Here is a 25,132-nt window from a genome sequence, read left to right on the forward strand (position 1 = left end):
TTGCAGATAGGCGATAAACGGCGCGATGGTTACCGCAATGAAGTATCCTAGGAACGCGAGCGCGCCCAGAGCGAAGATCGGCGCGATCACCACGAGCGTCGCGTCGTCCGGCACGTGATGCGCGCGCCAGACGATTCCCCACGTTAGAAATGAAAAAAACGCCATACCGATGAGCGGCTCGATGGCGATCGCCATCCGCCCGGTCAGCCCGCACCACACGACGCGACGCTCCCGTTCGGTCCACGGCCGTTGCGCCAGCAACTTCGTGCTGCGATTGAATTCGCGCGTTTTCATCGCGGCGCGGCACGCTCGACGATCGCCGCAAACGACGTTGACGAGCGAAGCGTTCCCAGGGTGCGGTCTGCGTCGCCGTTGAGGCGGCTCGCGATGAAAGCATCGGAGACGGCAGCGGGAGCGTGCGCTAACAAGAGCGCCCCCTGCCAGAGCAACGCCATGCGTTCCACGATCGATCGAGCGTGGAGTTCGAGCGAAGGGCCGTCGCGGAGCAGCAGCTCTAAGGCTTTTGCCGACGGCGCGAAGCGTGCATCGGACATTGCGGGCGCGAGCTCCTCGCGAAACGCTTCCAGCGCCTCCGGCTGTTTGCGCACGATCCGCAGGACGTCGAGCGCGTTGATATTGCCCGAACCCTCCCAGATGGAATTGAGAGGCGCTTCGCGATAGAGGCGGGGCAGGATCGATTCTTCCACGTACCCGTTGCCGCCGAGCGATTCCAGCGCTTCGGCGACGAGCATCGGCGCGCGCTTGCAGACGAAGTACTTTCCAAGCGCGGTACCGATGCGCTTGAGGGCCGCCGCGCGCGGATCGGTCGCCGACTCATCGATGGTACGGGCTATGCGAAGGAACAGGGCGGTTGCAGCCTCCGATTCGAGTGCCAGATCGGCCAGTACGTTACGCATCAACGGGTGATCGACCAACTTCGCTCCGAAGGTTTCGCGATAGGTCGCGTGATGGATCGCTTGCGCGAGCGCGTGGCGAATGCCGCTCGCCGAGCCGATGATGCAATCCAAGCGCGTCTGATTGACCATTTCGACGATGGTGCGGACGCCGCGCCCGTCTTCGCCGATCATCCATGCGTGCGTTCCCTCCAACTCGATCTCGCCCGAGGCATTGCTGCGATTGCCGAGCTTCTCTTTGAGGCGCAGGATCGCGAACGGATTGCGGGTTCCATCCGGCAACACGCGCGGCACGAAGAAACATCCCAAGCCGGCATCGGTCTGCGCGAGCATCAAAAACGCATCGCTCATCGGCGCCGAGCAGAACCACTTATGCCCCGTCAGGACGTATTCGGCGCCGGAGCCGCGCGCCGTGCCCGCCGCAAGCGCGCGCGTTTGATTGGCCCGAACGTCGGAACCGCCTTGCTTCTCGGTCATGCCCATGCCGCACAGCGCGCTGGTTTTTTGCGCGATCGGCAGCAGTCGCGGGTCGTACGAGGGCGCGCAGAGTCGCGGTTCCCAAAGTTGCGCGATCGAAGGCTCGCTGCGCAGCGCGGGGATGGCCGCATACGTCATGGACACGGGGCATCCGTGCCCGGCCTCCACTTGCGACCACACGAAAAATTTCGCGGCGCGGCTGACGTGCGCGTAGGGTTTGGGATCGTTCCATGGAGCGGCGTGGAGCCCGTGCGTCGTCGCGTGATGCAAGAGCACGTGCCATGCGGGATGGAAACGCACTTCATCGATGCGATTGCCGAAGCGGTCGTGCGTGTGGAGTTCGGGGACGTACGCGTTCGCGTCGAAGCCGAGTTGGATCGTTTCGGGATGTCCGGCGAGCGCACCGAACGCGCGCAATTCTTCCGCGTCAGCGCCGCGCGTTTCGCGGGCGACGCCTTCGACGAGTGCTCGATCGCTCGAGAAGAGATCGATATGCTCGAACGGAGGTGGCTGATTTGCTACGACGTGCGTTGCCATGCCGGTAGGTTCCCTAAGCGGTTATGCCGCTTCCTCGATAGGAGAGGTGCGCTCGCTTTCGCGTGGCTTGAGGGTGGTCGTGATCGCCAATGCAAGCAGCGCGACCCCGCAGAACGCAAGATAGGCATTTCGGTAGCCGGCCAACTCGTTGGTCGAAGCGGTCATGATGCCGCCCGCCATCGAACTCCCGATAATCTGGCCGACGATGAGCGCCTGGCTTAGCAGCCCAACGGCCGTGGCGCGGGTCCGATTATGCGTTTCGTTGGTGATGATGTACCGGGTTGGGGCGCCTAGGAGCGCTCCGAATCCACAACCTGCGACGAGCATGGCGAGCAGCGCGATCCAGAGTGACGAGAAGCCCAGGGCAAAGATCGCTAGGCCCACCTCGGTGAGGATCGTTCCGGCCAGCAGCACGTTGCGGCTGCCGATGCGGTCGAGCGCGCGCCCCGATATCGGAATGACGGCGACAAAGACCAGCGCGCCGAGCGCCGCCACCAAGCCGGCCACCGCGTACGAGAGGCCTTGCGCGCCGATCAGCACGGTCGGAATGAAGAACAGCGAGCCTTCGAGCATCCCGATCGCGATTTCGAGGAGATAGGTCTTCGCAAGTTGCGGCGTCGTGAAGAGCCGGCTGGGGACGATGGGATTCTCGACCACGCGCTCCCAGAACCAGAACCCCGCCAACACCAACGCTCCCGCGATCGCGGTTATAGGGTGAGCGGTGGTGAGGCCGTCCATCAGGAGCAATAGGCCGCCGCAGAGCAAGCCCAGGCCGAGCACGTCGAGGGGCCCTCGTACGCGCGGCGCGACCGCCGGCACCAGCTTGCGCGCGTAGAAGATGACGATTGCGGCGAGCGGAAAATTTGCGGCGAAGATCCAGCGCCACGAAACGAAATGCGTCACCAAGCCGCCCACCGTCGGCCCGATGACCGCCGCCAGCCCCCACGTGGCCGCGACCAGGCCGAGCGCGGCGCCGCGTCGCTGGGCCGGCACGGCATCGCCGATGGCTGCGGTGGCGACGGGGAAGATTCCGCCCGCTCCCAGGGCCTGGATGGCACGCGCCAGCAAGAACATCGGAAAATTCTGCGCCGTTACCGCAATCAAACTGCCCAACGCAAACAGCAGCACGCAGGCGATGTAGATCGGCCGGCGTCCGTAACGATCGGCGAGCGTGCTCGCGATCGCAATCGATGCGACCGTGACCAGCAAATAGAGCGTGAAAATCCACGCGAGATCGCCGGTCTGTACGTTGAACGCGAGGGCGAGAGCCGGCAGCGCCGGAGAGAGCACGCTCAGATCGAGCGCGCCCGCAAATACGCCCAAGCCGAGCGTCAACAGCAGCGGTAGGGCGGACCGATCGAGATCGTGTCCGGCGATGCTGCGCTTCACGAGATGATGCGGTCGATGACCATGACCACGCACATCAGTGCGAGATAGACGAGTGAGAAACGAAAGAGCCGGCGCGCATAATCTTTATCCCCGCGTCCTCGCCACGTCTTGAATGCATCCATCAGGAAAATGCCGCCCAGCACCGCTGCCGCGCCGAAGTACAACGCGCCCATGATGTGCAGCGGATAGAGTGCGAGCGACGCCAGCACCAGGACGATCGAGTAGTACACGATCTCCCGCTTCGTGCGCTCTTCACCGCTGACGTTGGGAAGCATCGGAATGTTCGCGGCATCGTAATCGAGTTCGGTCATGAGTGCGAGCGACCAAAAATGCGGCGGCGTCCATAGAAAGATCAGCGCGAATAAGCCCAGAGCGGGGCCGCCGATCGTATGGGTGACGGCCGCCCAGCCGACCAACGGCGGCACCGATCCGGCGGCCCCGCCGATGACGATGTTGAGCGGCGTCGTGCGCTTGAGCCACATCGTGTAGATGACGACGTAATAGACGTTTCCGGCGAGCGAGAGCCACGCGGCCAACGGATTGACGAGCAGATACATGATCGCGAACGACGCGATTCCTAAGGCGATCGCAAAGATCGTCGCGTTTCGAATCGAGATGCGGCCGGTTGGAAGCGGACGATTTTGCGTGCGTTTCATCAACGCATCGATATCTACGTCGTAAATGCAGTTGAAGGTACCGGCCGAGGCGGCCGCAAGCGCGCCGCCGAGCAGCGTCCATAGCGTCACCGCCAGAGGCGGTATGCCGCGCGCGGCCATCACCATCGCGGCGATGGTCGTGATCAGCAGCAGGTACATGATTCGCGGCTTGGTTAGTTCGTAGTAGTCGCCGATTTTGCCGGCCAGTCCGCTATGAGCATGCGAAGGCGCGCCGTCGACGCGAGCGAGCGTGGAACTCACCGGGATGCGACCGTACGCTCTGGCCCGAACGCGCGCGCGTCTAACGCTGCCAGCAGCGCCGCTACGACAAAGCTGAGAAAGACGAGCGCCGCGTTGAGCGCGTGCGCTTCGCGAAGATCCATCGGCAACCGTAATGCGACGTTCAACAATCCGAGTAATACCTGTACGAAAACCAGCGCAACGCCGACGCTCACGAGCGCGCGGACGCGCGTCGAGACCGGCCGAGCCCACGCGATTGCGAGCGACCCGGCCGCGCAGATGAGAACGCCGCCTGCGAGCAAGCGGTGGAGCATCTGCACGTACTGGCCTTGCGTATATACGACCACATTGCCCGCACATCCCGGGATCGAGAGGCAAGCAAGGCCGTCGCCGCTGGAGCTGACGTACGCCCCGATGCACATGGTAACGAACGTCACCAGCGCCGTTCCGACCAACATGCCGACCATCAAGAGCGATGCCGAGCGGTCGGCCGAACGCTCGCTCGGCGGTTCGAGGCTAGCGTGAGCGAAAATCGCCATGGCGCACAGGCACGCGATAAAGGCCATCGCGGTCGCCCAATGGAGCACGACCGAGAGGGGGCTATTGCCGAGCTTCACCGTTGCGGCCCCGAGCCCGACTTGGACCAAGAACAGGATGCCGATCGCCGCCAGGGTCGGAAAAATAAACGAGGAGCGCTCCCGCACGCGCCACGCCGCAATCATCACGGCGGCGACCAAAGGAGCGACGATAAAGGCGAACAGCCGGTGAGTCCATTCCCAAATCGTGCCGTCCGACATCGAGGGGATGAGCTTACCGTGGCAGAGAGGCCAATCGGGGCACGTCATTCCGGCCCCGTTGATGCGCGTCCAGCTGCCCAGGATGACCGTTCCAAGGGCGACCACGACGGCCGCGAGCGCGAGGCTTCGCAGAGTCTTCATTCGATGTTCAAGGGTACCCCAGGGGTAGCCCATAGGCAACGACAGTCGTCGCTTAACTTGCGATGGCCGTTAACGGCGTTCCGGCCTCGATCCCGTAACGGGTGATCGAGGTTATTACTGTCGGATCGACTGTATCGCCCTCGGCGCGGGCCAGAGATCCAAGCGATTCGTGAAGGGTTGCGGATTCGTCGGCTAGGCGGCCCGCCAGCTCTTCGAGCTCCCGCGCCGTCGATAGCGAGCCCAAGGCCCGCGCGGAGACGTCATCCATCGAGCGTTGGGCCATCTCCAGCGCTGTCGATTGCTCGGCCGTGGCCCTTTCCATCTCGGCAGTTACCGAACGCATGCTCGAAAGTTGCGCGTTGACGACGCGGACGCTTGCCGTCTGCGATGCCGTGGCGTTGGCGACGCCTGCAGCCCGTTGTTCGATGTCCCGAACCGCAGCGATCAATTGGGTCGAAGCGGCTACCGGAGCTTCGGCCGCCATCGCCGCGGAAGAAGCCATGTCTGCCGTCTCACCGACAAGCCCCAGGATCTCTTGAAGCGCGGCGCTGGCGCGGTCCGACGCATCGCGCGCCCAGGTCGCGCCGTCCGCGGCCTTCGAGACGACGCCTTCCACCATAGAAGAATTACGTTGCACTTCGGCCGTAAGCTGAGCAACTTCTCGCACCGCGGTGGCGGAGCGATCCGCCAGTTTGCGAATTTCGTCGGCGACGACCGCGAAACCGCGGCCATGTTCCCCCGCACGCGCCGCCTCGATGGCGGCGTTGAGCGCGAGCAGATTCGTTTGATCGGCTATTTCGTCGATTGCATCCAGCATTTGATCGATGCGAGAGGTGACGCTTCGCAGTTGGCCGATCGCGTCGGATACATCGTGGAGATCGCTCGCAATGCGTAACGTGCGCTCGATCATCTGGTCGAGTATCGCGCTAGATTCGCGAACCCGCCGATCGGATTCTTGCGAACGTGAGAATGCCGAGCGAATCGTCGACGTCACTTCGGTAAGCGCCCCCGCAAAACTCTCCACCGAACGGAGCGTCTTGTCGGCGGTCGCGGCTAACGCATCGTTGTTTTCGGAAATAGCCTCGATACTCAGCGTGACGCTTTCCAGCGATAGCGCGCTGCGGTCAACGTCCGACCGCAGACGATGTGCGTTCTGCGAGACGTCGCGCGCGCTACGCGCGATCTGAGCGATCGCGACCGCCGTGCTGGACGTGCCCTCAGCCGCTGCATCGGCGGCCGAGCGTATTGCGTGGGACTGCGCCCGAGCCGCACGAACCGCGGCTTCGATACCGCTGCCGCTCGTGCGCGCCCTGGTCACGACTCGATCCAGGCGCGATAACAGCTCGTTGAACGAGATGGCCAGCGCGCCCATTTCGTCGTCGTGCTCTTCGGGGAGTCGCTCGCGGAGATCGGACGTTTCGGCAATGCGCCGGAGCGATTGCGTGAGCCTCGATATACGGTCTAGCGTCAGGCGTGGCAGCAACACAAAGGTCGCAACGAAGACGAGGACTGCCGCGAAGAGGGCCACCGCGATGCTCACCAAGGTGGCGATCCGAACGGTACCCATGACGGCTTTTTCGGGAACGATCGTCGCGAAGAAGAACGGCGTCTCGTTCACTCGTGCAACGCTTGCGTAGGCCGGGCCGGACGCGAACGCATTACGTACCCGCAGGACCTCGGTGCTGTCGTTTTCGATCGCGGAGTGTAGCGGACCGAGCCCAAGCGCTGCGAGCGTCTTGAATGCGTCGTCCGGATGGTGCGATACCCGTATCGCGTTACCGCCTGCATCGAAGAGCGCTCCCTTGGAGCCGTCGATCAGCGAAAGGACGTCGTCGGGGCTTATTCGTACGACGACGGCGCCTAATCCGGTGAGCGTCATTCCGTCGGCGATTGGCGCGGTGGCGTACATCGTAGGGCTCCCGCGCTCGAAATGAATCGAGGATAGCGCCGCTACACCGCCGAGAGCGCTTTTAACCGCGCGCGAGTTTGGGTCGACATAAACGTTCCCGATCTCTTCCACAACGTGGCCGCTGGGGGCTAGGAACGCAAGCGACACGCCATACGGGACCGTCGAGAGAAGGCCGTCCATAACGCCCGGCGAGAGCTGCTTGCCGCCACGCACGAGATCGAGCGCAAACGGTAATTTGCCGATCACTTCGGTTGCGAGACGCTTTCCGATGAGCAACTGATGTAACGTCGACGCCGTAGCGAGCGCGTCTTCCGAGACGCTTCGTTCGGCGGCCGCCAGTTGATCGGTACGAATGGTCCAGATGCTATAGCAGGCAAGGATCGTCAGCGGCACGAGCGCTAAGACCGCCGACCAAAGGGAGAGGCGAAGTCTAAGGGAGAGTTTCACTCCCGGAATGTTATCCGGTGTATGCTATGACCCGATTAAGCCGCGCATAACGAAATGCTAACGCTTCTAGCAGCCCTCCGAGGCTTGTTCGACGTGGACCGCGGCTTGGATCTCGTCCTCTCCGATCGGGCCCATCCTGCGCCGAAAATCCTTAGCTGCGGCCATTGCCTGCGCGCTTGCCTTGGGGTTATTGGGATCCCCCGGAAACGGCATCGTGTCCGGGGGACCCTCGTACCCGCGGGTCCCGCCGGGGTTGTGAAGGTTGACGGAGTCGCCGAAGCTGGGATTGTGCACCGGATCCGCGACCCCGAAGACCATCTCGTTGGCCTTCCCTTCGGCCGTCGTATTGGTCATCATCTGATCGGTTTCCATGAACGCGATGAAGCCGTCGAGATCGCGCGCGATGCGCCGTTGCCTCCAGAGGGCACCGCCCAGGGCGTTGGCCGAGGCGGTCAATTCGAGCTTTTCTTGGGGATCGGTGCTCTTGGCGGCCAGCGCCCGCACCTGTGCGACCTCTCGCTCTCCCGTTTTCCACTGCCGCGTGATCTCGTCCGACATCCGCTCGAGCTTGAGCAGCTCGTTATTCCAAGCCAGCCGGCTATCGTCCATTTTGGTGCGGCCCAGCGAATCGACCAGGGTGAGCAGGGTCGAATCGTTACTCGTGGTCGCATCGATCGCGCCGTTGGCATGGCTGGCGAATTCCGCACAGAGCGCCGAGGATCGGACCCGCATGATTTCGTGTAGCGCGGGGATGGGCGCGGAAGAGGCGGCGGGCACGGGCGACGCGCCAGCAATCGCCACCAGGAATGTCAACAGATCGATCATCGGAGCACCTCGCTCGGCAACTGATACTTCAGTCTAAACCTTCCAACGCGTCTCGAACAGCCTCGGTGACGGGGCAAGAAGAATGGCGTTTGCGGATGACGAGCGAAGCCGATGCATGGTGAAGCGCTGGTGGTCGGTCGCCTTGCTCCTCTTGTTGGTGGGTTGCAGGGAAGTACGCGTGAAGACGTATGCCCAAGGCACGACCGAGGTTCTCGGGCGCGATCAGATCGTTATAGTCCGAAACGATTCGCAACTGGCGCGGGTGGGTATCAAGGCCGCGGTGCAGTTCCGCGGCGAGTTCGGCGTGGTGCTGTTGATGGGGCCTCACGATCGTAGCGGCTACAAACAGGTCATCGAATCGATCCGAGCAAGCATCGACCGCGTTCGTATCGTTGCTTTCGAGGAGCCGCCGCCCGACGGCGGAGAGCCGTCGCCGGCGTACCGCAGCTATACGCTCTGGATCGTGCCGAACTCCGTCTATCGACGAGGTATTCGGGTGGAAGTCGTCACGCCGAGCGACGAGCCGATCGCTCATACGGAACTCCCGTGACGATTCGGCTAAGGATGAGCCGGCTGCGGACGATATTGGAGGAAGTCGGCTCATAGCGGGATATGCATGGCGGGCAACGAGAGGGGAACCGTGATCGAATCGCTCGCAGAGCTCGATCTTACCATCGAGCGACGTGGCTTAGTGCTCTCGCCTAACGGCGGTCCATCTGAGTTGGAAGGCGTCCTGAACCCAGCCAGCGCGCGTACGCGCAACGGCGCTCTGGTGCTCTATCCGCGCGCCGTTGCGCCGGGGAACGTCTCGCGCGTCGGCCGCGTCTTCGTCACGCCCAAAACCGACGGCTTCGACGCCGAGCGCGACGGATTTGCATTGGAACCGCACGCCGATTACGAACTGCGCCCGCAGCCGGGGTATGGCTGCGAGGATCCACGCGTGACGTTCATCCCGGCGATCGACCGCTACGTGATGGCGTACACCGCGTTCGGGCCGGCCGGCCCGCGCATCGCGGTGGCCATCTCACACGACGCCCTTACCTGGGAGCGTTTGGGATTGATGCGCTTCGAGCGCCCGGGTATGTCGGCCGGCGACGACAAGGATGCGGCATTCTTCCCCGAGCCGGTGCTCTCGCCGTCGGGCGAACGCTGCTTGGCATTCTACCATCGTCCCATGCTGCATCTCTCGGCCGTCGACGGCCGTGCCGCCATTCCGATGATCGAGCGTCTGCCGTTCGAAGATCGCGAATCGATTCGCATCGGCTACATTCCGCTCGCGGCGGTGATCCTGAATATACAAGCGCTTTTGGACGTCAGCGAAAGCGTGCTCGTGCTCTCACCCAACGGCGATTGGGGCTCGATCAAAATCGGCAGCGGGACCCCGCCGGTGCGCGTTCCGCAAGGGTGGCTATCGCTCTATCATGCCGTCGATCTGATCGATAACAGCGGCTCGCGTCCGAAATTTCGATATAGCGCCGGCGTGGTCGTACACGATATCGAGCGTCCCGATCGCGTGATCTATCGATCGCCGCATCCGGTGCTCGCTCCGACGACGGGGCGCGAACTTACCGGTACCGTCGACAATGTGGTGTTCCCCACCGCGATCGATCCGCGCCCGGATCTCGGCGGAGGCATCTTCGACATCTACTACGGCATGGCCGACTACTCGATCGGTGCGGCGCGTATGACGTTGCGTTGATTCGCTACTTCGTCGCCGCGACCGTTCTCGTCGTGGCGATCGCCGTCGCCGTCACCGCATACTCCGCGCGCGATTTGATTCGCATTCGCATCGGGTCGGTCAACGTCGCCATGTCGCCCAAGGCCGGGGAGCCGATTCCCACCTCGTCGGCCCCGCCCCCGCCTTTTGTCGGCGACGCGCCGTGGGCGCTCTCTGCCCTGCCTGAGTGCCTGATACAGGAGGAGCGCTCCCACGGGGCGATCGCGTACGTGCTCGAGCACCTTCCCTCCGATGCGCGCCGTATCGAGGCTCCGGCCGAACTACGCTACGGCAATTGCACGATTTCCGTCACCGATGACGAAGCCTACGTGCGACGGGGACGCGACCGGTTCCACATCCCCCCCGATGCCCGCTTCTATCGGGTGGGCGACCGGTTAGCGTTATTGCGGGTTGAAGGGGCCTCCGCCGACCTGCGCATCTACCGACGCTCGAAATTGACGAAGTGATGACGATCGACCAAGAAGTTCAACACCGCCGTACGTTTGCGATCATCTCGCATCCCGACGCCGGCAAGACGACGCTGACCGAAAAATTGCTGCTCTACGGAGGAGCGATACACATTGCGGGGCAGGTTTCGGCGCGAAAGCGCCAACGTGCGGTGACCAGCGATTGGATGGAGCTCGAGCGCGAACGCGGCATCTCGATCACCTCGACGGTGCTGCAATTTCCATACAAAGGCTACACGGTCAACCTGCTCGACACGCCCGGCCACCAGGATTTCGGCGAAGATACCTATCGCACGCTGCTCGCCGCCGATGCGGCCGTGATGCTGATCGACGCAGCCAAGGGCGTGGAGCCGCAGACGAAAAAACTCTTTGCGATCTGTCGCGAGCGGAAAATTCCGCTCTTCACCTTTATGAATAAGATGGATCGCCCCAGCCGCGATCCGCTCGAATTATTGGACGAACTCGAGAGCGTGCTCGGCATTAGTGCCTTCCCGATGAATTGGCCGCTCGGCAGCGGGCCGACGTTTAAAGGCGTCTACGACCGGCAGACGCGCGAGGTGCATCTCTTCGAGCGCAGCGCCCACGGCGCGACCCGCGCGACCGAACGCGTAACCGGGGCCGACGACGAGCGCCTGCGCACGCTGGTTGACGAACGGACGTACGCGGAATTTCGCGAAGGCATCGAACTGCTCGACGGAGCCGGCGCGGCCTTCGACCGCGATGCGATGTTGCGCGGCGAAGTTACGCCGGTCTTTTTCGGAAGCGCCGTCACCAATTTCGGCGTGCAGCTCTTCTTGGATCGCTTTATCGAAATGAGCCCGCCGCCGCAACCGCGCGTTCTTCGAGCGCAGCCGGGAACCGTCGACGACGGCCTAGCCGTGGTCCAGCCTGCGGATGCGCAATTCACCGGATTCGTCTTCAAGATTCAAGCGAATATGGATCCGCGCCATCGCGATCGGATCGCCTTCATTCGCATTTGTTCGGGGAAGTTCGAGCGCGATATGGTCGTGCGCAACGCGCGCACGGGTAAGGACGTGCGGCTATCGCGAGCGATGAAGCTCTTCGCGGACGAGCGCGAGTCGCTCGATTCCGCATATGCGGGCGACGTGCTGGGCCTTGCGAATCCGGGCGTCTTCGCCATCGGCGACGCCCTGTACAACGGCGCCCCCGTGCTCTTCGAGACCATTCCGGCCTTCGCACCGGAACATTTCGCGTCGGTCCGGAGTATCGATACGTCGAGTTACAAATCGTTTGGAAAGGGCATCGCGCAATTGCGCGAAGAGGGGGCCGTGCAAGTCTTCTACCCATGGGGATCGACGCGAACCGAACCGATTCTGGCCGTCGTCGGCGAGTTGCAGTTCGAGGTCGCCAAGTATCGCCTGGAGGGCGAATACGGCGTCAAAACGCACTTCTCGTATCTGCCCTTGAACGTGGCGCGTCGCGTGATCGGCGACCCCGAGCTCGCGGCGCTCGCGCAACTTCCGAGCAATGCGAAACTCGTCGAAGACTGGTCCGGCGCCCCGATCGCGCTCTTCGAGAGCGAGTGGAGCGTCCGCCTCGCGCAGGAATGGAATCCCGCATTGTCCTTCGCCCCGTTTACCGCCGAAGTCGATCGAGAGGTATCCGCCCTATGAATCTGCGCACCACTCTGGGCGTCGTCGCCGCGCTGGCGCTCGTCGCCGGCTGTTCGTTTCAAAACAAATACGAGCGCGACGCGCAGTCCTTCACGATGGCCGTGATACACAACGATCTCGGGCCGGTGCAGAACGAGATCGCTCCGGGTATCAATATCAGCCGGGTTCAAGTGGCGGAGTGGTCGGACGAACTCTCCCAGCAGGGCAAGTTCGAATCGCTCAAGGAGACCACCGCCGATTGCCCGCCCGCCGCGCATTGCTTCATCGTCAAGTTCGCCAACAGCACCTACAAAGAAGAGATGCGCCTGGACGACAAGGGCCGCATCTCCGCGTGGCGCTTCCACTCCATCGCGGCGTCTGCCGTTCCAAAAACATAGGCACGCGATGGCCGTAACCTACGACGACATTCGGTCTGCAGCCTCACGCTTGGATGGTGTCGCCCATCGCACGCCCGTGCTGCGCTCGCGCACGCTCGACGAGCGCGTGGGCGCGCGCGTCTTCGTCAAGTGCGAGAACTTACAGCGCATGGGCGCGTTCAAATTCCGCGGCGCATACAATCGTTTGGTGCAGCTCGACGAATCGCAGCGGAAGGCCGGCGTCGTCGCCTATTCGAGCGGCAACCACGCGCAGGGCGTCGCGCTCGCAGCGCAGCTGCTCGGCATCCCCGCTACCATCGTTATGCCCAGCGATGCGCCGCGCTCGAAGCTCGACGCCACGCGAGGATACGGCGCGGAAGTCGCGCTCTACGAACGCTCCGAAGATAATCGCGCCATCATCGCGCAGCGTCTGTGCGAAGAGCGCGGAGCCACGCTCGTGCCACCCTACGACGACGAACGCATCGTCGCCGGCGCGGGCACCGCGACGCTGGAATTGCTCGAAGAAGCCCCCAATCTGCAAGCGATCGTCGCGCCCGTCGGCGGCGGCGGCCTCTTTAGCGGCGCTTGCATCGCCGCGCACGGTATCGATCCCGCGATCGCGCTCTGGGGCGTAGAACCGGAGGCGGGCAACGACGTGCAGCAGTCGTTCCGGCGCGGCGAACGCGTGACCATCGGCGTCCCCGCAACGATCGCCGACGGCTTGCAAACGCAGTCGCCCGGAGAGGTGACGTTCGCGATCATCAAGGAACACGCGCGCGGGATCGTCACCGTCAGCGACGACGAACTCTGCGCAGCGATGCGCTTTGCTTTCGAACGGATGAAACTCGTGGTCGAGCCCAGCGGCGGCGCCGCGCTCGCCGCACTACTGTCAGGCAAAATCGCCGTCGCCGGAGCGGCGGTCGGCATCATCATCAGCGGCGGCAACGTCGATCCGGATCGCTACGCAGAGCTGCTCGCCCGCGCAAACTGAAGCCGTGCAAGCGCGCCTTGCTGACGGACAGCGAGTAGGCTGCCTGGAAAGCCCTAGTGGTTTGGGGAACCGTTCGTCAGCCCGCATCCTGCGGGCTTCCTACTCGTATGTTTTTGTGCAACATTCAAAGGAAGTCGACGTCCTGTCGATTGCACAAAAATCACACGTTCCCCAAACCACTAGGGCTTTCCAGGCAGCCTACTCGCGGCCCATCGCATAAAACTCCGCGTTGGGCCGCATATCCATCAAGCCGGCCATACGATTCGACAAGCCGAAGAATGCGGCGATTGCCGCGATGTCCCAAACGTCGTCGTCGCTAAAGCCGGCGTCGTGCAACGCTTCGATCTCCGCATCCGAGGCTGCGAAGCCCGGCTCGTTCACGCGGGATGCGAACGAGAGCATCGCGCGCCAGCGCGGCGTGAGCTCCGCCGTGCGCCAGTTGTTGGCGATCTGCTCCGCGAGCGCGGCATCTTTGCCGAGAATGCGTAGCGCGGCACCGTGCGCGGTCATGCAGTATTGGCAGCGATTCTCGGAACTGATCGCGACGACGATCGCCTCGCGCTCGGCGCGCGAAAGGCCGCTCTTGCCGCGCATCAACACATCGTGATAGTGCATGAACGCGCGGAAGTGTTCGGGCCTGCGCGAGTACGCGCGGAAGACGTTGGGGACGAATCCCACCTTCTCGCGGTTGGCCTGATAGATCGCCGCGATGTCTTCGGGGAGTTCGGCTTCGGGCGTTTCGCCGAAGCGGGAAGCAAAAGAGGGGCGTTGCATAGCAACATCCCTCTTTCGACGCGGATGGGTTGAGAACTACTTGAAAGCGGCGGCTGCAGCCATGCTGCACCTCCCCGAATTTCACTGATGCTGAAGCGCCGCAGCGCCCGGCACGGCGCTCAAAATCTTTTCCCGGGGCCACGCGGCACTCTGCCACCCTGGTGGCATCATGCCGCGAGAAGATCAGTAATATGGAGCCCGTCGCGCGCAAGGTCGTCTATCGCCTTTATCCGTCGCGCTCGCAGCAGGCGGAGTTGCTCGATAATCTAGGCCTGCACCAGCGGCTGTATAACGCCGCGCTCGAACAACGCAAATCGGCTTGGCGATTGCAGCGCAAGAGTCTGTCGGAATACGACCAGATGCGCGATCTCACCGAGCTTCGCGCCGACGACGAGCGGTACGCTGCGCTCAACGCCCAGTCGGCGCAAGTCACCCTGCACCGCCTGCATCTGGCCTTCGCGGCGTTCTTTCGGCGTTGCCGCAAGGGCGAAGCCCCCGGCTTCCCACGATTCAAAGCCTTCGACCGCTATTCAGGCTGGGGATACAAGACGCACGGTGACGGGTTCCGTTTCGTGCCGGGCGACGGCAACCGGCACGGCAAGCTGCGCCTCTCGGGCATCGGTACGATCCCGGTGCGTGGTCGTGCGCGTACGCCGGGCGAACTGAAAACGTGTGAGATTGTGCACAAGGCCGGGCGCTGGTATGCGAGCCTAACGCTCTCGTGCCGGCCGCAACGCAAAGGAGGCATCAAGGCGATCGGCCTAGATTGGGGCGTCGAAACATTTGCCACGCTCGCCCACGAGAACGGCAGCTATTCGAAGGTTGCCAATCCGCGCTTCTTCGCACAGATGCGGGCCAAGCTCGAAGCTGCGCAGCAGAGCCTTAGTCTCAAGGCCAAGCGGTCGAACAACCGTACCAAGGCACGTAAGGTTGTCGCGGCGATCTACCGCAAGACGGCAGACAAACGCCACAACTTCCTGCACCAGCGCTCGGCGAAGCTCGTCGCAACGACCGGTCTCATCGCGACCGAATCGCTTTCGGTCAAAATCATGGTCCGTTCCGCGCAAGGAACAATCGAATCACCCGGGCGCAACGTCGCCCAGAAGGCGGGCCTCAATCGCGAAATCCTCGCGACGGCCCCACGCGCATTTCTCGATCTGCTCCGATACAAAGCGGCGGAGGCTGGTATCGCGTTCATCGAGGTTCGCTCGCGCAAAGTCAAGCCGAGCCAAACGTGCAGCTGCTGCGGGAGGCAGCGCAAGAAGGCGCTCCCGCAGCGGATGCACGTTTGCGAATGCGGCGTGGTCTTAACCCGAGATCAGAACGCTGCGCGCGTCAATCTCTTGTGGGCGCTTGCCCACACCGGCCGGGAACCGACCGGGTGCCCCGCGCAAACCGCGTGAGCAACACGAAACTCCATCCTGTACGCGCAGCGTCAGGTGGAGTCGTTCATTTGATGTTACCGCACGAAACGTAGGTGCCGATGGCGGTCGCGCTCTTGTGAACGTTGACCGCATAATGGCCGGCGAGCAATTGAGCGAGCGTGACGCCCTTGACGACCGTGGTCGACTTGCCGTTGACGGTGTTGGCCAGCGGGTACTTGGGCGCCTTATTGATGTTGTCGCAGGTACCGACGTGAATGTGCGTCGGTTGCGCGGTCGCGGGCGCTCCCTTGAGTGAAACGACGACCTTGACGCCGGTGGCAACCTGCGTGACGGTGGCGGTGCCGGTTTCGCCGCTAGCGTTGAGGGCCTTCATTGGGAACATGACGGTGGTTGGCGTGGCGGCTCCAGCCGAAGCACCGAGGACTGCGGCCGCAGCGACTGCGACCAGAAGAGTGCGGGCGAATTTCATAGGTGGATTCTCCTTATCTTAGTGACAGACTCTCGATGAACGTTGGGGGGTTGCATGAAGTGCCATAAAGGCGCGTGCGGTAAGGGAGCAATAGGCGCTCCGCATCCCGGCCGTTGGGGCGGCATCGGCGCCGTCGACGATCGCGAGCAAGTAACCCAGGGCGCCGTGGACGCTTTCGAGCGCAGCCGCCGAAGCCGATTGATGCTTGGCCCGAGCGGTTTGGATCGCTCCATACGTGCGGTCGATCAGGGTGGCGACGTCATGCGCCATGTGATATTGGGTCAGAAGCGCCGCGGCGGCGACCTTAACGCGCGGATCCATGGCGACGGTCAGCGGGCGGGATTGGCGTTTGCCGTCCACGACCAGCGTCACGGTGTAGCGGCCGGGCACCACGAGCGCACCTTGCGGCACGCGCGGAGTATCGCCGGGGACCGCCGAGATGGGCATATCCACGTTCTCCGAGCGGGGCGCCGGTTCGTGGAGATCCCAGACGAAGCGATGCATACCCGCGCTCGTGCCGGGCCGCACGAAGGGCTGCTCCCAATAGCTCGGTTTATCGAATGCGACGTGCGGCGGGGCCGCCTGGTCGCTCGCGTAGGTTCGGACCACGTGCCCCTTTGCGTCCGCGATGATGATGCTCACCTTGCTTGCATCGCTTGCGAGCGCGTAGTCGAGGATCGCGCCGTTCGGCGGATTCTGGCCGTGCGGTACTTCGGGCGGGAGCGGCGTGTCGGTGTTGGTGTCGCGCCGAATGCGGTACGCGAGCTCCGGCGTGAAGAGGTGCGGTCCTGCGAACGCATGCGTGCGCGCGAGGGCCCGCAGGGGCTCGACATCGTCGAGAATCCAGAACCCGCGGCCGTGCGTGGCGACGACGAGGTCGTTGCCGTGCACGATAATGTCGCGCGCCGAAGTGGTGGGAAGGTTGAGTTGCAGCGGTTGCCAGTGCGTGCCGTCGTCGAACGAGACGCTTACGCCGGTCTCGCTCGCGGCGTACAGCAAGCCGCGCGCCCGCGGGTCGGCGCGCACCGCGTTGATCGGTGCGTCGGGTAATCCGCTCACGGCCAGCCGCCAATGCGCGCCGCCGTCGTGGGTCACGTAGACGTACGGACGTTGATCGTCTAAGCGAAAACGATTGACGGCAACGTATGCGGTATTATCGTCGAACGACGACGCGTCGATCTGCGAGACCTTGCTCCACGCGGTGAGCGCGGGGGGCGTGACGTTCTTCCAATGCTTACCGCCGTCGCGCGTGATCCACACCAAACCGTCGTCGGTTCCGGCCCAAATCGTACCCTCGTGCTCGTGCGATGGTGCCAGCGCGTACACGACGCCGCGATGCGCGCCTTGTTCGGGATCGTCTTTTTCGAAAGCGCGAATGACCGCGGGGATCGCGGGATGCGCGCGCGTGAGATCGGGGCTGATCGCGCGCCACTGCATGCCGCCGTCGTTCGTTACCCACACGACGTTCGATGCGAAGTAGAGGTTGTGTTGATCGATCGGATCGAACGCCAGGGGCTGCGTGCGCACGACGCGATAGCCCTTGCCGCGCAAGGGTTCGGGCGCGACTTCCTGTACTTGCCCGGTCTTTTGCGTGAACCGTTCGACCTTGCCGCCGTAGAAGATGCCGGGGTGGAGCGGGTCGGGCACGTCGTAGCCGTACTCTTCCGAGCCGGCCGTGTGCCAATCGCGTTCGGTGATTTCGCCCCAGTTGCCGCGGCTCTTCACGCATGCCGAGCCGCTCTCTTGTTGGCCGCCGCAGACCCAATACGGAAAACGATTATCCGCGTTGACGTGATACATCTGCGCCGTCGGCTGGTTGTACCACGAGCTCCAGGTGCGCCCGTGATTGACGGAGATCGTCGCGCCTTGATCGCTGCCGAGCAAAATGATCGAAGGATCGTTGGGATTGATCCAGATGTTTTGATAATCGTCACCGCCCGGCGCGCCCTTGATGGCGGTAAACGTCTTTCCGCCGTCGGTCGAGCGATAGGTCGACGTGTTGGTGACGTAGACGGTGTTCGGATCTTTCGGGTCGGCGGCGATCGCGGTGAGATCGTCGCCGCGTTCGCCGACGCGGTCGGTATCGTTGGTCATCGTCCAATGCGCGCCGCCGTCGGCGCTGCGATAGATCGCACCGGCATCGTCGCTGCGGTATTTCGCGCCCGGAGCGGGCATATCGACGAACGCGTAGATGACGTTCGGATCCGAGGCTGCTATGCCCAGGCTGATGCGCCCGATGCGTTTGGGTAACCCCGTATCGATCGGCTTCCAGGTCGTGCCGCCGTCGGTCGATTTATAGATGCCGCTTCCCGGAATCTCGAACGAGCCGCCGATCTCCCACGGTGCTTGGCGAGCGGCCCAAAGCGTTGCGTACACGGTATCCGGATGCAGGGGATCGATTTTTACGTCGTATGCGCCGGTGTTGTCGTTCGTGTAGAGCACGCGGGCGAACGTCGTGCCGCCGTCGGTCGAGCGGTAGATGCCCCGTTGATCGTTCGGCCCGTACGGATGCCCGAGGACCGCGACGAAGAGGGTGTTCTGGTTGCGAGGATCGATCGCGATCTGCGGAATCTGCTCGCCGTCTCGCAAACCGAGATGCGTCCAGGTTTTACCGGCGTCGACCGATTTGTAGATGCCGTTGCCGATCGCGAGATCCGGGCGTTGAAGGCCCTCGCCGCTACCGGCATAGATGACGTTCGGATCGCTGGGCGCGACGGCGAGCGAGCCGATCGACTGCGTCGAATGGCCGTCAAAAATCGGCGTCCACGTCCGCCCGGCGTCGTCCGTCGTCCAGATGCCGCCGTTGACGGCCCCGATGTAGAAACGATTCGGCTCGCTGGGTACGCCCGCGACGGCTTTGGTGCGGCCTCCGCGCAACGGGCCGATGAAGCGCCAACGCATGCCCTGGTAGAGCGACGGCGCGACGGTCTGCGCGCCGGCCGGGTTCGGCACGAGCGAGGCCAAGAGCGAAAAAAGAACGACGAGCGGCATATATCGACGCAACGTAGTGGACCCTCCGTCACGCGTAGTTACGCCGCGGCTATCGGCATACCCGCGCAACGAATGCGGCAATCTCATCGAGGGATTCGCGCGTCTCCGGGAGCCGCGGAAAAAGCTGCCACACATGCGGCACAGCGTCCCAGAGCCGCAGCGTTGCCTCGACGCCTGCGACGCGCGCCTTTTCGGCTAAACGAACGGCGTCGTCGCGCAACACCTCGCTCCGGCTCGCGTGAATCAACATCGGGGGAAGCCCTTCCAGCACGGCGTAGAGCCCCGACGCGGCGGGATCGTCGAGCGCCCGATCCCCGAGGTACGCACGCGCCAGCGCGTTCGAGCCGTCGTCTACGACGACGTCGTCGCTGGAGGCGTTGGTGCGGTGTGATTCACCCGTTCCCGCAAGATCGACCCAAGGCGAGAGCATGACGAGCCCCGCCGGGAGCGGCAACCCGCGTTCGCGCAGGGCCAGCGCCGTCGAGAGCGTAAGGCCGCCGCCGGCCGAATCGCCCGCGATGACGATATGCGAGGCGGAGACGCCGCTTTCGAGCAAGCCCAGATAGGCTGCGATCGAGTCGTCGACGGCAGCGGGGAAGCGATGTTCCGGCGCGAGACGATAGTTCGGGACGTAGACGCGAGCGGAGGTGCGTCGTGCGATCGCGCCCGTGAGGCTGCGATACCCGGCGGGGCTCCCGCCGACGTAACCGCCGCCGTGCAAGTAGAGCACGACGACGGATTGCGCGCGGCCGTCTGGGATGAGCCATTCGCCGCGAGCGCCGTCGGGTTGCAGCGACGTCCCGGACGGCGGCCGCCCGAATATCAGGCTGCCGCCGTTGAACGTTCGCCGCGTGACGCGTAGGATACGCGAGGTTCCGAGCGCCGATTGCAGCGGCCACCGCACGGTCAAGCGCAAGAACAGCCCCGCAGCTCGCGCCTGCAGGCTCACTAGCGTCGCTTCTTGATACGACCCGAGCGCACTTTGGGTGCGAAAGCGGCGCCGATTTTGAAGTTGCTCTTACGATCGATCGTTTCGTCCACGTCGTCGCAGCCGATCGGCGTGAAATCGCGACAATCGTGCGGGCGCGCTTCGTAGATGCCGCAGTAATAGCGGCCGCTCCGGTTGCCCATGAGAAAGACGCAATTGTCGGCGATATCGTCGGAGACTTTGCGTACCCAGCCGACGTGGAATCCATCGGCCGAGGGACGTTCGACGATGTACTCGCGCATCGTATCCGCGTACGTCATTCCGAGGTGATCGGCGAGGCGCTGCACGTCGGAGCGGCTGACGAACGGCTCGTATCCGCTGCAGCACTCCGCGCAACCCGGCGGACACGCGACGTTCTCCGGTAGATCCTTGAGATGCTTGCGCGCGAGGTCGATAACCTTGCCGATCGCTTTGACCATCTCGGGGTCGTCGTTGAATTTATAGACCCATTCGCGCCGAACGATTTCGTTGACGTTGTAATACCGCGTCGTTTTTTCGTCGTATTCGACGGTGATGTGCTCTTCATCGATCTCGATCTTGTTGACGTGCTCCATCGGGCGATCGTCGAGCAATTCGGGATGGGTCGGTTGTTCGGTGCGCCGAGAAAAATTGCGCAGGTTGATCAGATCGATAGTTTCCATGACGCGCAGATGTTCGATATCGCGTGCGGGTGCGGCCTGTGGCGCAGCGAAGAATGTCCCTGCGCTCGCAGTCCTGCGGCGTCGAACGATATTTGAGGAGAGAGTTTAGCGTGCGCACGGCTATCGGGGTGGATTTAGGCGGCTCGCATGTGACTGCGGCGGTCATCACCGACGATGGAACCATCCATCGCCAGCACGAGCTGGACCTGGACGACCTGAGCGTCAAAGCGGTAACCGATGCGCTGGTCGAGACGATCGGCGGGGCGCTCAAAGACGCCGGCGGGGACGTAATCGGCATCGGGATCGGTTCGCCGGGCAATATCGAGGTTGCCACCGGTACGGTCGTCTATAGCCCGAACTTCGGATGGAGCAACATACCGCTCGGCGCGACCGTGGGCGATCGCTTCAAGCTCCCGGTCTTCGTCGGGAACGATGCGCGTTGCGCGACCCTGGGCGAGTACACGTTCGGCGTCGGGCAGGGCCATAAGGATTTCGTGCTGCTGACGCTCGGAACGGGGATCGGCGGCGGCATCGTTGCGGACGGACAACTCATGCTTGGCAACCGATTCGGTGCCGGCGAATTCGGCCACCACCAAATCCGCCCGACCGACGGCTTCGTCTGCGGCTGCGGGAAAATCGGGTGCTTCGAGGCGCAGGCGTCGGGCACGGGCCTGATCCGGCATGCATTTGCCGTGGCGCCGTCGTTTCCGCGCAGCCTGCTCCTGGACGTGAATCGGGATAAACTCGGGTCGAAGAAGATTCGCAAAGCCGCGCAGAACGGCGACGGCCACGCGCTTGCGGCGTGGAAAAATTATACGGCCGATCTGGCCATCGGTCTGGCGAACGTGATCGCCGCGGTGAATCCCGAAATGATCGCGCTCGGGGGCGGCGTTTCCACCGCCGGCGAGTTCATGCTCGAGGCCGTGCGCGCTCGGGTGGACGCGCTAACGACGATGGTGCCCAAAGGCACCACCCAACTGACGATTGCCAAACTCGGAAACGATGCGGGCCAAGTCGGGGCGGCGACGATGGCGTTCCGCGGCGGCTTAACGACGCAGCCCGCCGAGGGTTAGAGCGAAGCGACGGCCTTGAGCGCGCCCGGAACCAGATGCTCCTGCGCGGGGATCGTATGGGAGTTGGCGATCTGCGAGATCAAGGCGGCGATCCGCCGCGAGCTGCGTACCGGTGCGACCACTTCCTGATTGCGCCGTATCTGCGCGAGCCGCTCGGGCGTGCGAATGAGGTTGCGTACCGCCTGGACGACTTCGGCGGCCCCGTGGATGGCCACCGCGCCAAGCCCGTTGCTCCGGACGAAATCGACGTTGCCGCGCTCTTGCCCCGGCACGTAGTCGTACACGACGACCGGCAGCTGGGCGGCATTCGCTTCCGCCAGCGACCCCGGCCCGGCTTTGGTGACCAGGAGGTCGACGGCGTGGAAATACTCCGGAATTTTGTCGGTAAAGCCCAGGACGTGCAGTTTGGTGGGCAACGAGGGGGCCAATTCGAGCAAGCGCTGCTTGAGCGGCTCGTTGCGGCCGCACACGACCAAGAGTTCGATCGGCAGCCTCGCTCGAGCGAGCGCGAGCGTGGTGGGGAGCAGTTTCCCGCCGCCTTCGCCGCCGGCCATCAACATGACGACCATGCGATCTTGCGGTAGCCCGAGCTCCGCGCGCAGTTCTTCGGGTGTCCCGGTCACGTCGTCGAATTTTGGATGGATCGGCTGGCCCAGCAAGCGTAGTCGCGACGGCGAGATGCCTCGAGAGAGCGCCCGCTCGTACACTTCGCGAGCCGGCACGACCACCGCGTCGGCTTCAGGCGTTAGCCACGATTCGTGGACCTTGCCCAGATCCGTGATCACGGTGACGATCGGGATGTGCTGCATGTGAGCGTCGGCCCGGGCTCGCAGCGCCGCATGGTTGAGCAGCGGGTGGACCGAGACGATCACGTCCGGGCGATAGCTGGTAAACAGATCGCGGAGCCGCTCGCGATAGAGGGGCTCGCAGAAGCGGACCAGGGCCCGATAGCGACGGCGTCCGTTGGTCGCATAGTAGAGCGCGCCATAGACCGGAGGAGCGTAGCGCAGGGCCATGCTGTAGCCCAGGCCGAGCTGGGTGAGGGGGAAGGCACAGTGGGCGGCGACGTCTTCGATCCGATGCTCGAACGGGTACGGCTCCTCGATCTCGTCCAGGGCTGCCGTGATCGCGTTGGACGCGCTCCTGTGGCCGCCGCCGGTGTCCGAGATCAGAAAGAGTGCCCGTTTGGTCATCTAGTCTCCGTTACACTTGGATCGGCGCCCGCGCTTTACTGCGGCGACGCACGGCGGCATTACGCATCCGCCGGCTCGTAGGGGCAAGTTTGGCTAAAAGGGCCCGAGCCGGAGCGTCGTAAAAGCGAAAGATGTCGCCAAACTCGATGTCGGGGTTTCGGTGGTGGCCGTCGTGGTCCTCGGGGAGAACCAACCCGAGCGGTCGCAAGATGGCTTTTACCCATCCTGGCGTGACCCAACCCAGCTCCGTGGTATGGCGCCACCAGACGTGCAGTTGGCCGATCAGCAGGCCGGCGATCGCGCCCGGCCAGGAGATGCGCCAAACCAAGGCAGCGACCACCAGGTAGGGGACGGCCCCTAGAATGCCGTCGAGCAGCACTTCGTAGTTGGTCGAGAGCACGGCGTGGTCCCAGTAAGACCGGCGCCGATCGTGGTGCGTGCGGAGATGTAGCGTGAACCACAGGTGTTGCGGGACGTGGTAGAAGAACGTCGATGCAAAATCACCGGCTACGAGAACGACGAACGCTGCTAACACCACTACCATTGGTCCAATTCCTTCGCAAGACGGTTTGCGCGATTGCTGCAGCCATCTTGTGCGGCTGCTCCATCTCTCCCTTCGACGGTACCACGGAACGTATCGTTGCGAAACCAAGAATCGCGCGATTGCGTAACATCGCGTTGAGTTGGCCCGAGCCGCCGCGCGTCGACGCGCTGGTCGGGGCTCGCTTGATCGAGGACGGACGACCGGGCATGGCGCCCGCGCTCGCGCTGGCGCACGTCATTTTGCGGACCAACGAGCGGATCGAACCCGCCGCGGCGTTGATGCTGGCGGACGCGACGGTGAGAGCGGCCGAGCGGAACGGCCTGCCCCCGGAGTTTCTCGGCGCGACGCTGCTCCAAGAATCCGCATTCGATCCGCATGCCGTCTCGCCGGCCGGCGCGATCGGCATCGCGCAGTTCATGATGTCCACCGCACTCGCCCATCACGTGAACCCGTTCGAGCCGTATGCCGCGATCGAGGGCGCGGCTCGATTGCTCGGAGGCTACGTGCGTGCCTATCGCGCGGCCTACCCCGATCCATACTCGATGGCGCTTGCTGCGTATAACGCCGGCCCCGGAGCGGTGGAACGGTACGGCGGTATCCCACCGTACCCGGAAACGCTCCAATACGTGCAATATATCGACGAGCGTTGGGGCAACATTGCGGCCTTCGAGGTGCATGGAACGCCGTTTTCGAAGTCTGGTTCAAGGGGAGGTGGCCGATGATGAATCGATCGTTCTTGCACCGCGCGCTCTATGCGCTCGGCGCAATCGTTCTATTGGGCGGATGTAGTAACTTGACCAAGAGCCCGGCGCAGGGGCTCACCTTTACGGCTCCGGCGGGCTTTAGTTCCAAAGCCAGCATGCTCGGCGTCATGCAAGTGTGGACCACCGCGGACAACAACCAAGTCCTGATGCTCGTGCGTCTGCCCGCGACGGTGAATTTTAACGACGCGTTCAAGAGCGCCAATATGCAAGATACGAAGATTCTTGCGAAGCGGGACATCACGATCTGCGGTAACCTCCCGGCGACGTACATGGAACTGACGGGCACCCGCATCCAGGGCAACAACCGGCACGACGATCGCGCCGACGTCGTCTTCCTCAAGGGCACGGCCGATACGATGCTCTCGCTCTACGCCTACCCGCCCGCGCAGAAGCCGGACGCGGCCGCGCAATCGGCCTTACGCGAGCTCTGCGCCCGGCCTGGGGCATCGTCCTAGCCGGAGCTCCCCGCGGCGCCCAACGGCATCCATGCTTTGGGGGACGTGCGATTTTTGTGCAAAAGGCAGGATGCCGAACTTCCTTTGGAAGTTGCACAAAAACGCACGAGTAGGAAGCCCGCAGATACCGTGGTTTGGTGTCAAGCGGCGGTGCCCTCAACATAGGGCCGTCGGCTCTTGAGGACCGCGTAGACGATCGTGAGCATCTTCCGCATGAGAGCAGCGACGACGAGCTTCCCTCGCTTTCCTCGAAGCTTTAGTCTGGTGGCAAACCGAGCGAGCGCCGTAGAGGTAGTCATGGCACTGAGGGCTGGCATATAGAGCGCTCTGCGTAGATTGGCGTTGCCCATTTTGCTTA

General features: G+C 63.5%; 24 protein-coding genes. 10 read left to right on the top strand and 14 right to left on the bottom strand.

Features of this window, described 5'->3' with window-relative positions:
- The 7 genes from VMW12_10290 to VMW12_10320 all read right to left on the bottom strand — a co-directional run.
- Positions 1-294, bottom strand: a 294-nt coding sequence (locus VMW12_10290; GenBank protein HUZ50102.1) for a hypothetical protein, incomplete at its 3' end; no start/stop codon positions are given.
- Positions 291-1,928: an acyl-CoA dehydrogenase family protein gene (locus VMW12_10295; protein HUZ50103.1), complete on the bottom strand. Its 1,638-nt coding sequence runs from the start codon at positions 1,926-1,928 to the stop codon at positions 291-293. The genes VMW12_10290 and VMW12_10295, both read right to left, overlap by 4 nt.
- Positions 1,929-1,949: 21 nt before the next feature.
- Entirely contained in the window at positions 1,950-3,317 is a 1,368-nt protein-coding gene (locus VMW12_10300) for an MFS transporter (GenBank protein ID HUZ50104.1), read from the bottom strand.
- The gene (locus VMW12_10305; GenBank protein HUZ50105.1) at positions 3,314-4,234 is read right to left on the bottom strand and encodes a heme o synthase; all 921 of its coding nucleotides are present in this window, start codon (positions 4,232-4,234) and stop codon (positions 3,314-3,316) included. Before VMW12_10305 ends, VMW12_10300 begins: the two co-directional genes overlap by 4 nt.
- Positions 4,231-5,151, bottom strand: a complete 921-nt coding sequence (locus tag VMW12_10310; GenBank protein HUZ50106.1) for a COX15/CtaA family protein — start codon at positions 5,149-5,151, stop codon at positions 4,231-4,233. Before VMW12_10310 ends, VMW12_10305 begins: the two co-directional genes overlap by 4 nt.
- A gap of 52 nt (positions 5,152-5,203) precedes the next feature.
- Complete coding sequence (locus tag VMW12_10315; protein ID HUZ50107.1) at positions 5,204-7,507, bottom strand: HAMP domain-containing methyl-accepting chemotaxis protein; 2,304 nt, start codon at positions 7,505-7,507, stop codon at positions 5,204-5,206.
- A gap of 66 nt (positions 7,508-7,573) precedes the next feature.
- On the bottom strand, positions 7,574-8,332 hold the full coding sequence (locus VMW12_10320) for a hypothetical protein (GenBank protein ID HUZ50108.1): 759 nt from the start codon (positions 8,330-8,332) through the stop codon (positions 7,574-7,576).
- 115 nt (positions 8,333-8,447) lie between these two features.
- Here VMW12_10320 and VMW12_10325 point away from each other — a divergent pair, with 115 nt between their 5' ends.
- From VMW12_10325 to VMW12_10350, 6 genes are all read left to right on the top strand, one after another.
- Positions 8,448-8,882 (top strand): hypothetical protein, encoded by a 435-nt coding sequence (locus VMW12_10325; GenBank protein ID HUZ50109.1) that lies wholly within the window; start codon positions 8,448-8,450, stop codon positions 8,880-8,882.
- A 90-nt stretch (positions 8,883-8,972) separates the two neighbouring features.
- The gene (locus tag VMW12_10330; protein HUZ50110.1) at positions 8,973-10,031 is read left to right on the top strand and encodes a glycosidase; all 1,059 of its coding nucleotides are present in this window, start codon (positions 8,973-8,975) and stop codon (positions 10,029-10,031) included.
- The gene (locus VMW12_10335; protein ID HUZ50111.1) at positions 10,028-10,516 is read left to right on the top strand and encodes a hypothetical protein; all 489 of its coding nucleotides are present in this window, start codon (positions 10,028-10,030) and stop codon (positions 10,514-10,516) included. The genes VMW12_10330 and VMW12_10335 overlap by 4 nt, the downstream gene beginning before the upstream one ends.
- The gene (locus VMW12_10340; protein ID HUZ50112.1) at positions 10,516-12,150 is read left to right on the top strand and encodes a peptide chain release factor 3; all 1,635 of its coding nucleotides are present in this window, start codon (positions 10,516-10,518) and stop codon (positions 12,148-12,150) included. The genes VMW12_10335 and VMW12_10340 overlap by 1 nt, the downstream gene beginning before the upstream one ends.
- Positions 12,147-12,527: a hypothetical protein gene (locus VMW12_10345; GenBank protein HUZ50113.1), complete on the top strand. Its 381-nt coding sequence runs from the start codon at positions 12,147-12,149 to the stop codon at positions 12,525-12,527. The genes VMW12_10340 and VMW12_10345 overlap by 4 nt, the downstream gene beginning before the upstream one ends.
- 7 nt (positions 12,528-12,534) lie before the next feature.
- Positions 12,535-13,497, top strand: coding sequence for a threo-3-hydroxy-L-aspartate ammonia-lyase (locus tag VMW12_10350; protein ID HUZ50114.1), 963 nt, complete (start codon positions 12,535-12,537; stop codon positions 13,495-13,497).
- Positions 13,498-13,695: 198 nt separating this feature from the next.
- Here the strand turns inward: VMW12_10350 and VMW12_10355 are convergent, their stop codons facing one another.
- On the bottom strand, positions 13,696-14,271 hold the full coding sequence (locus VMW12_10355; protein ID HUZ50115.1) for a peroxidase-related enzyme: 576 nt from the start codon (positions 14,269-14,271) through the stop codon (positions 13,696-13,698).
- A 191-nt stretch (positions 14,272-14,462) separates the two neighbouring features.
- Between VMW12_10355 and VMW12_10360 the strand changes: the two genes are divergently transcribed.
- Positions 14,463-15,674, top strand: coding sequence for a transposase (locus VMW12_10360; protein ID HUZ50116.1), 1,212 nt, complete (start codon positions 14,463-14,465; stop codon positions 15,672-15,674).
- A 46-nt stretch (positions 15,675-15,720) separates the two neighbouring features.
- On the opposite strand, the gene VMW12_10365 is transcribed toward VMW12_10360, so the two are convergent.
- From VMW12_10365 to VMW12_10380, 4 genes are read right to left on the bottom strand one after another with little or no spacing between them, the layout of a single operon-like run.
- A complete protein-coding gene (locus VMW12_10365; GenBank protein HUZ50117.1) occupies positions 15,721-16,125 on the bottom strand; it encodes a hypothetical protein in 405 nt (134 codons plus the stop codon).
- An 18-nt stretch (positions 16,126-16,143) separates the two neighbouring features.
- The gene (locus VMW12_10370; GenBank protein HUZ50118.1) at positions 16,144-19,128 is read right to left on the bottom strand and encodes a glycoside hydrolase; all 2,985 of its coding nucleotides are present in this window, start codon (positions 19,126-19,128) and stop codon (positions 16,144-16,146) included.
- A 37-nt stretch (positions 19,129-19,165) separates the two neighbouring features.
- Positions 19,166-20,065: an alpha/beta hydrolase gene (locus tag VMW12_10375; GenBank protein HUZ50119.1), complete on the bottom strand. Its 900-nt coding sequence runs from the start codon at positions 20,063-20,065 to the stop codon at positions 19,166-19,168.
- Positions 20,065-20,745 (bottom strand): YkgJ family cysteine cluster protein, encoded by a 681-nt coding sequence (locus VMW12_10380; protein HUZ50120.1) that lies wholly within the window; start codon positions 20,743-20,745, stop codon positions 20,065-20,067. Before VMW12_10380 ends, VMW12_10375 begins: the two co-directional genes overlap by 1 nt.
- A gap of 110 nt (positions 20,746-20,855) precedes the next feature.
- Here VMW12_10380 and VMW12_10385 point away from each other — a divergent pair, with 110 nt between their 5' ends.
- A complete protein-coding gene (locus VMW12_10385; GenBank protein ID HUZ50121.1) occupies positions 20,856-21,818 on the top strand; it encodes an ROK family protein in 963 nt (320 codons plus the stop codon).
- Here VMW12_10385 and VMW12_10390 read toward each other — a convergent pair.
- Both VMW12_10390 and VMW12_10395 read right to left on the bottom strand, forming a co-directional pair.
- The gene (locus tag VMW12_10390) at positions 21,815-23,011 is read right to left on the bottom strand and encodes a glycosyltransferase (GenBank protein HUZ50122.1); all 1,197 of its coding nucleotides are present in this window, start codon (positions 23,009-23,011) and stop codon (positions 21,815-21,817) included. The genes VMW12_10385 and VMW12_10390 overlap by 4 nt on opposite strands.
- A 10-nt stretch (positions 23,012-23,021) precedes the next feature.
- Positions 23,022-23,555, bottom strand: coding sequence for a fatty acid hydroxylase (locus VMW12_10395; GenBank protein HUZ50123.1), 534 nt, complete (start codon positions 23,553-23,555; stop codon positions 23,022-23,024).
- A gap of 119 nt (positions 23,556-23,674) precedes the next feature.
- On the opposite strand from VMW12_10395, the gene VMW12_10400 reads away from it, so the two are divergent.
- Positions 23,675-24,277: a lytic transglycosylase domain-containing protein gene (locus VMW12_10400; protein ID HUZ50124.1), complete on the top strand. Its 603-nt coding sequence runs from the start codon at positions 23,675-23,677 to the stop codon at positions 24,275-24,277.
- Entirely contained in the window at positions 24,274-24,774 is a 501-nt protein-coding gene (locus VMW12_10405; GenBank protein ID HUZ50125.1) for a hypothetical protein, read from the top strand. Before VMW12_10400 ends, VMW12_10405 begins: the two co-directional genes overlap by 4 nt.
- Positions 24,775-25,132 lie beyond the last annotated feature (358 nt).

The sequence above is a fragment of the Candidatus Dormiibacterota bacterium genome (assembly GCA_035532835.1).
Classification (GTDB): domain Bacteria; phylum Vulcanimicrobiota; class Vulcanimicrobiia; order Vulcanimicrobiales; family Vulcanimicrobiaceae; genus DAHUXY01.

Excerpts from the sequence above, each read along its gene's own strand:
- VMW12_10320 (HUZ50108.1), bottom strand. The coding sequence starts at position 8,332 with ATGATCGATCTGTTGACATTCCTGGTGGCGATTGCTGGCGCGTCGCCC.
- VMW12_10405 (HUZ50125.1), top strand. The coding sequence starts at position 24,274 with ATGATGAATCGATCGTTCTTGCACCGCGCGCTCTATGCGCTCGGCGCA.
- VMW12_10360 (HUZ50116.1), top strand. The coding sequence starts at position 14,463 with ATGGAGCCCGTCGCGCGCAAGGTCGTCTATCGCCTTTATCCGTCGCGC.
- VMW12_10365 (HUZ50117.1), bottom strand. The coding sequence starts at position 16,125 with ATGAAATTCGCCCGCACTCTTCTGGTCGCAGTCGCTGCGGCCGCAGTC.
- VMW12_10380 (HUZ50120.1), bottom strand. The coding sequence starts at position 20,745 with ATGGAAACTATCGATCTGATCAACCTGCGCAATTTTTCTCGGCGCACC.
- VMW12_10340 (HUZ50112.1), top strand. The coding sequence starts at position 10,516 with ATGACGATCGACCAAGAAGTTCAACACCGCCGTACGTTTGCGATCATC.
- VMW12_10395 (HUZ50123.1), bottom strand. The coding sequence starts at position 23,555 with ATGGTAGTGGTGTTAGCAGCGTTCGTCGTTCTCGTAGCCGGTGATTTT.
- VMW12_10355 (HUZ50115.1), bottom strand. The coding sequence starts at position 14,271 with ATGCAACGCCCCTCTTTTGCTTCCCGCTTCGGCGAAACGCCCGAAGCC.
- VMW12_10390 (HUZ50122.1), bottom strand. The coding sequence starts at position 23,011 with ATGACCAAACGGGCACTCTTTCTGATCTCGGACACCGGCGGCGGCCAC.
- VMW12_10350 (HUZ50114.1), top strand. The coding sequence starts at position 12,535 with ATGGCCGTAACCTACGACGACATTCGGTCTGCAGCCTCACGCTTGGAT.
- VMW12_10325 (HUZ50109.1), top strand. The coding sequence starts at position 8,448 with ATGGTGAAGCGCTGGTGGTCGGTCGCCTTGCTCCTCTTGTTGGTGGGT.
- VMW12_10345 (HUZ50113.1), top strand. The coding sequence starts at position 12,147 with ATGAATCTGCGCACCACTCTGGGCGTCGTCGCCGCGCTGGCGCTCGTC.
- VMW12_10295 (HUZ50103.1), bottom strand. The coding sequence starts at position 1,928 with ATGGCAACGCACGTCGTAGCAAATCAGCCACCTCCGTTCGAGCATATC.
- VMW12_10310 (HUZ50106.1), bottom strand. The coding sequence starts at position 5,151 with ATGAAGACTCTGCGAAGCCTCGCGCTCGCGGCCGTCGTGGTCGCCCTT.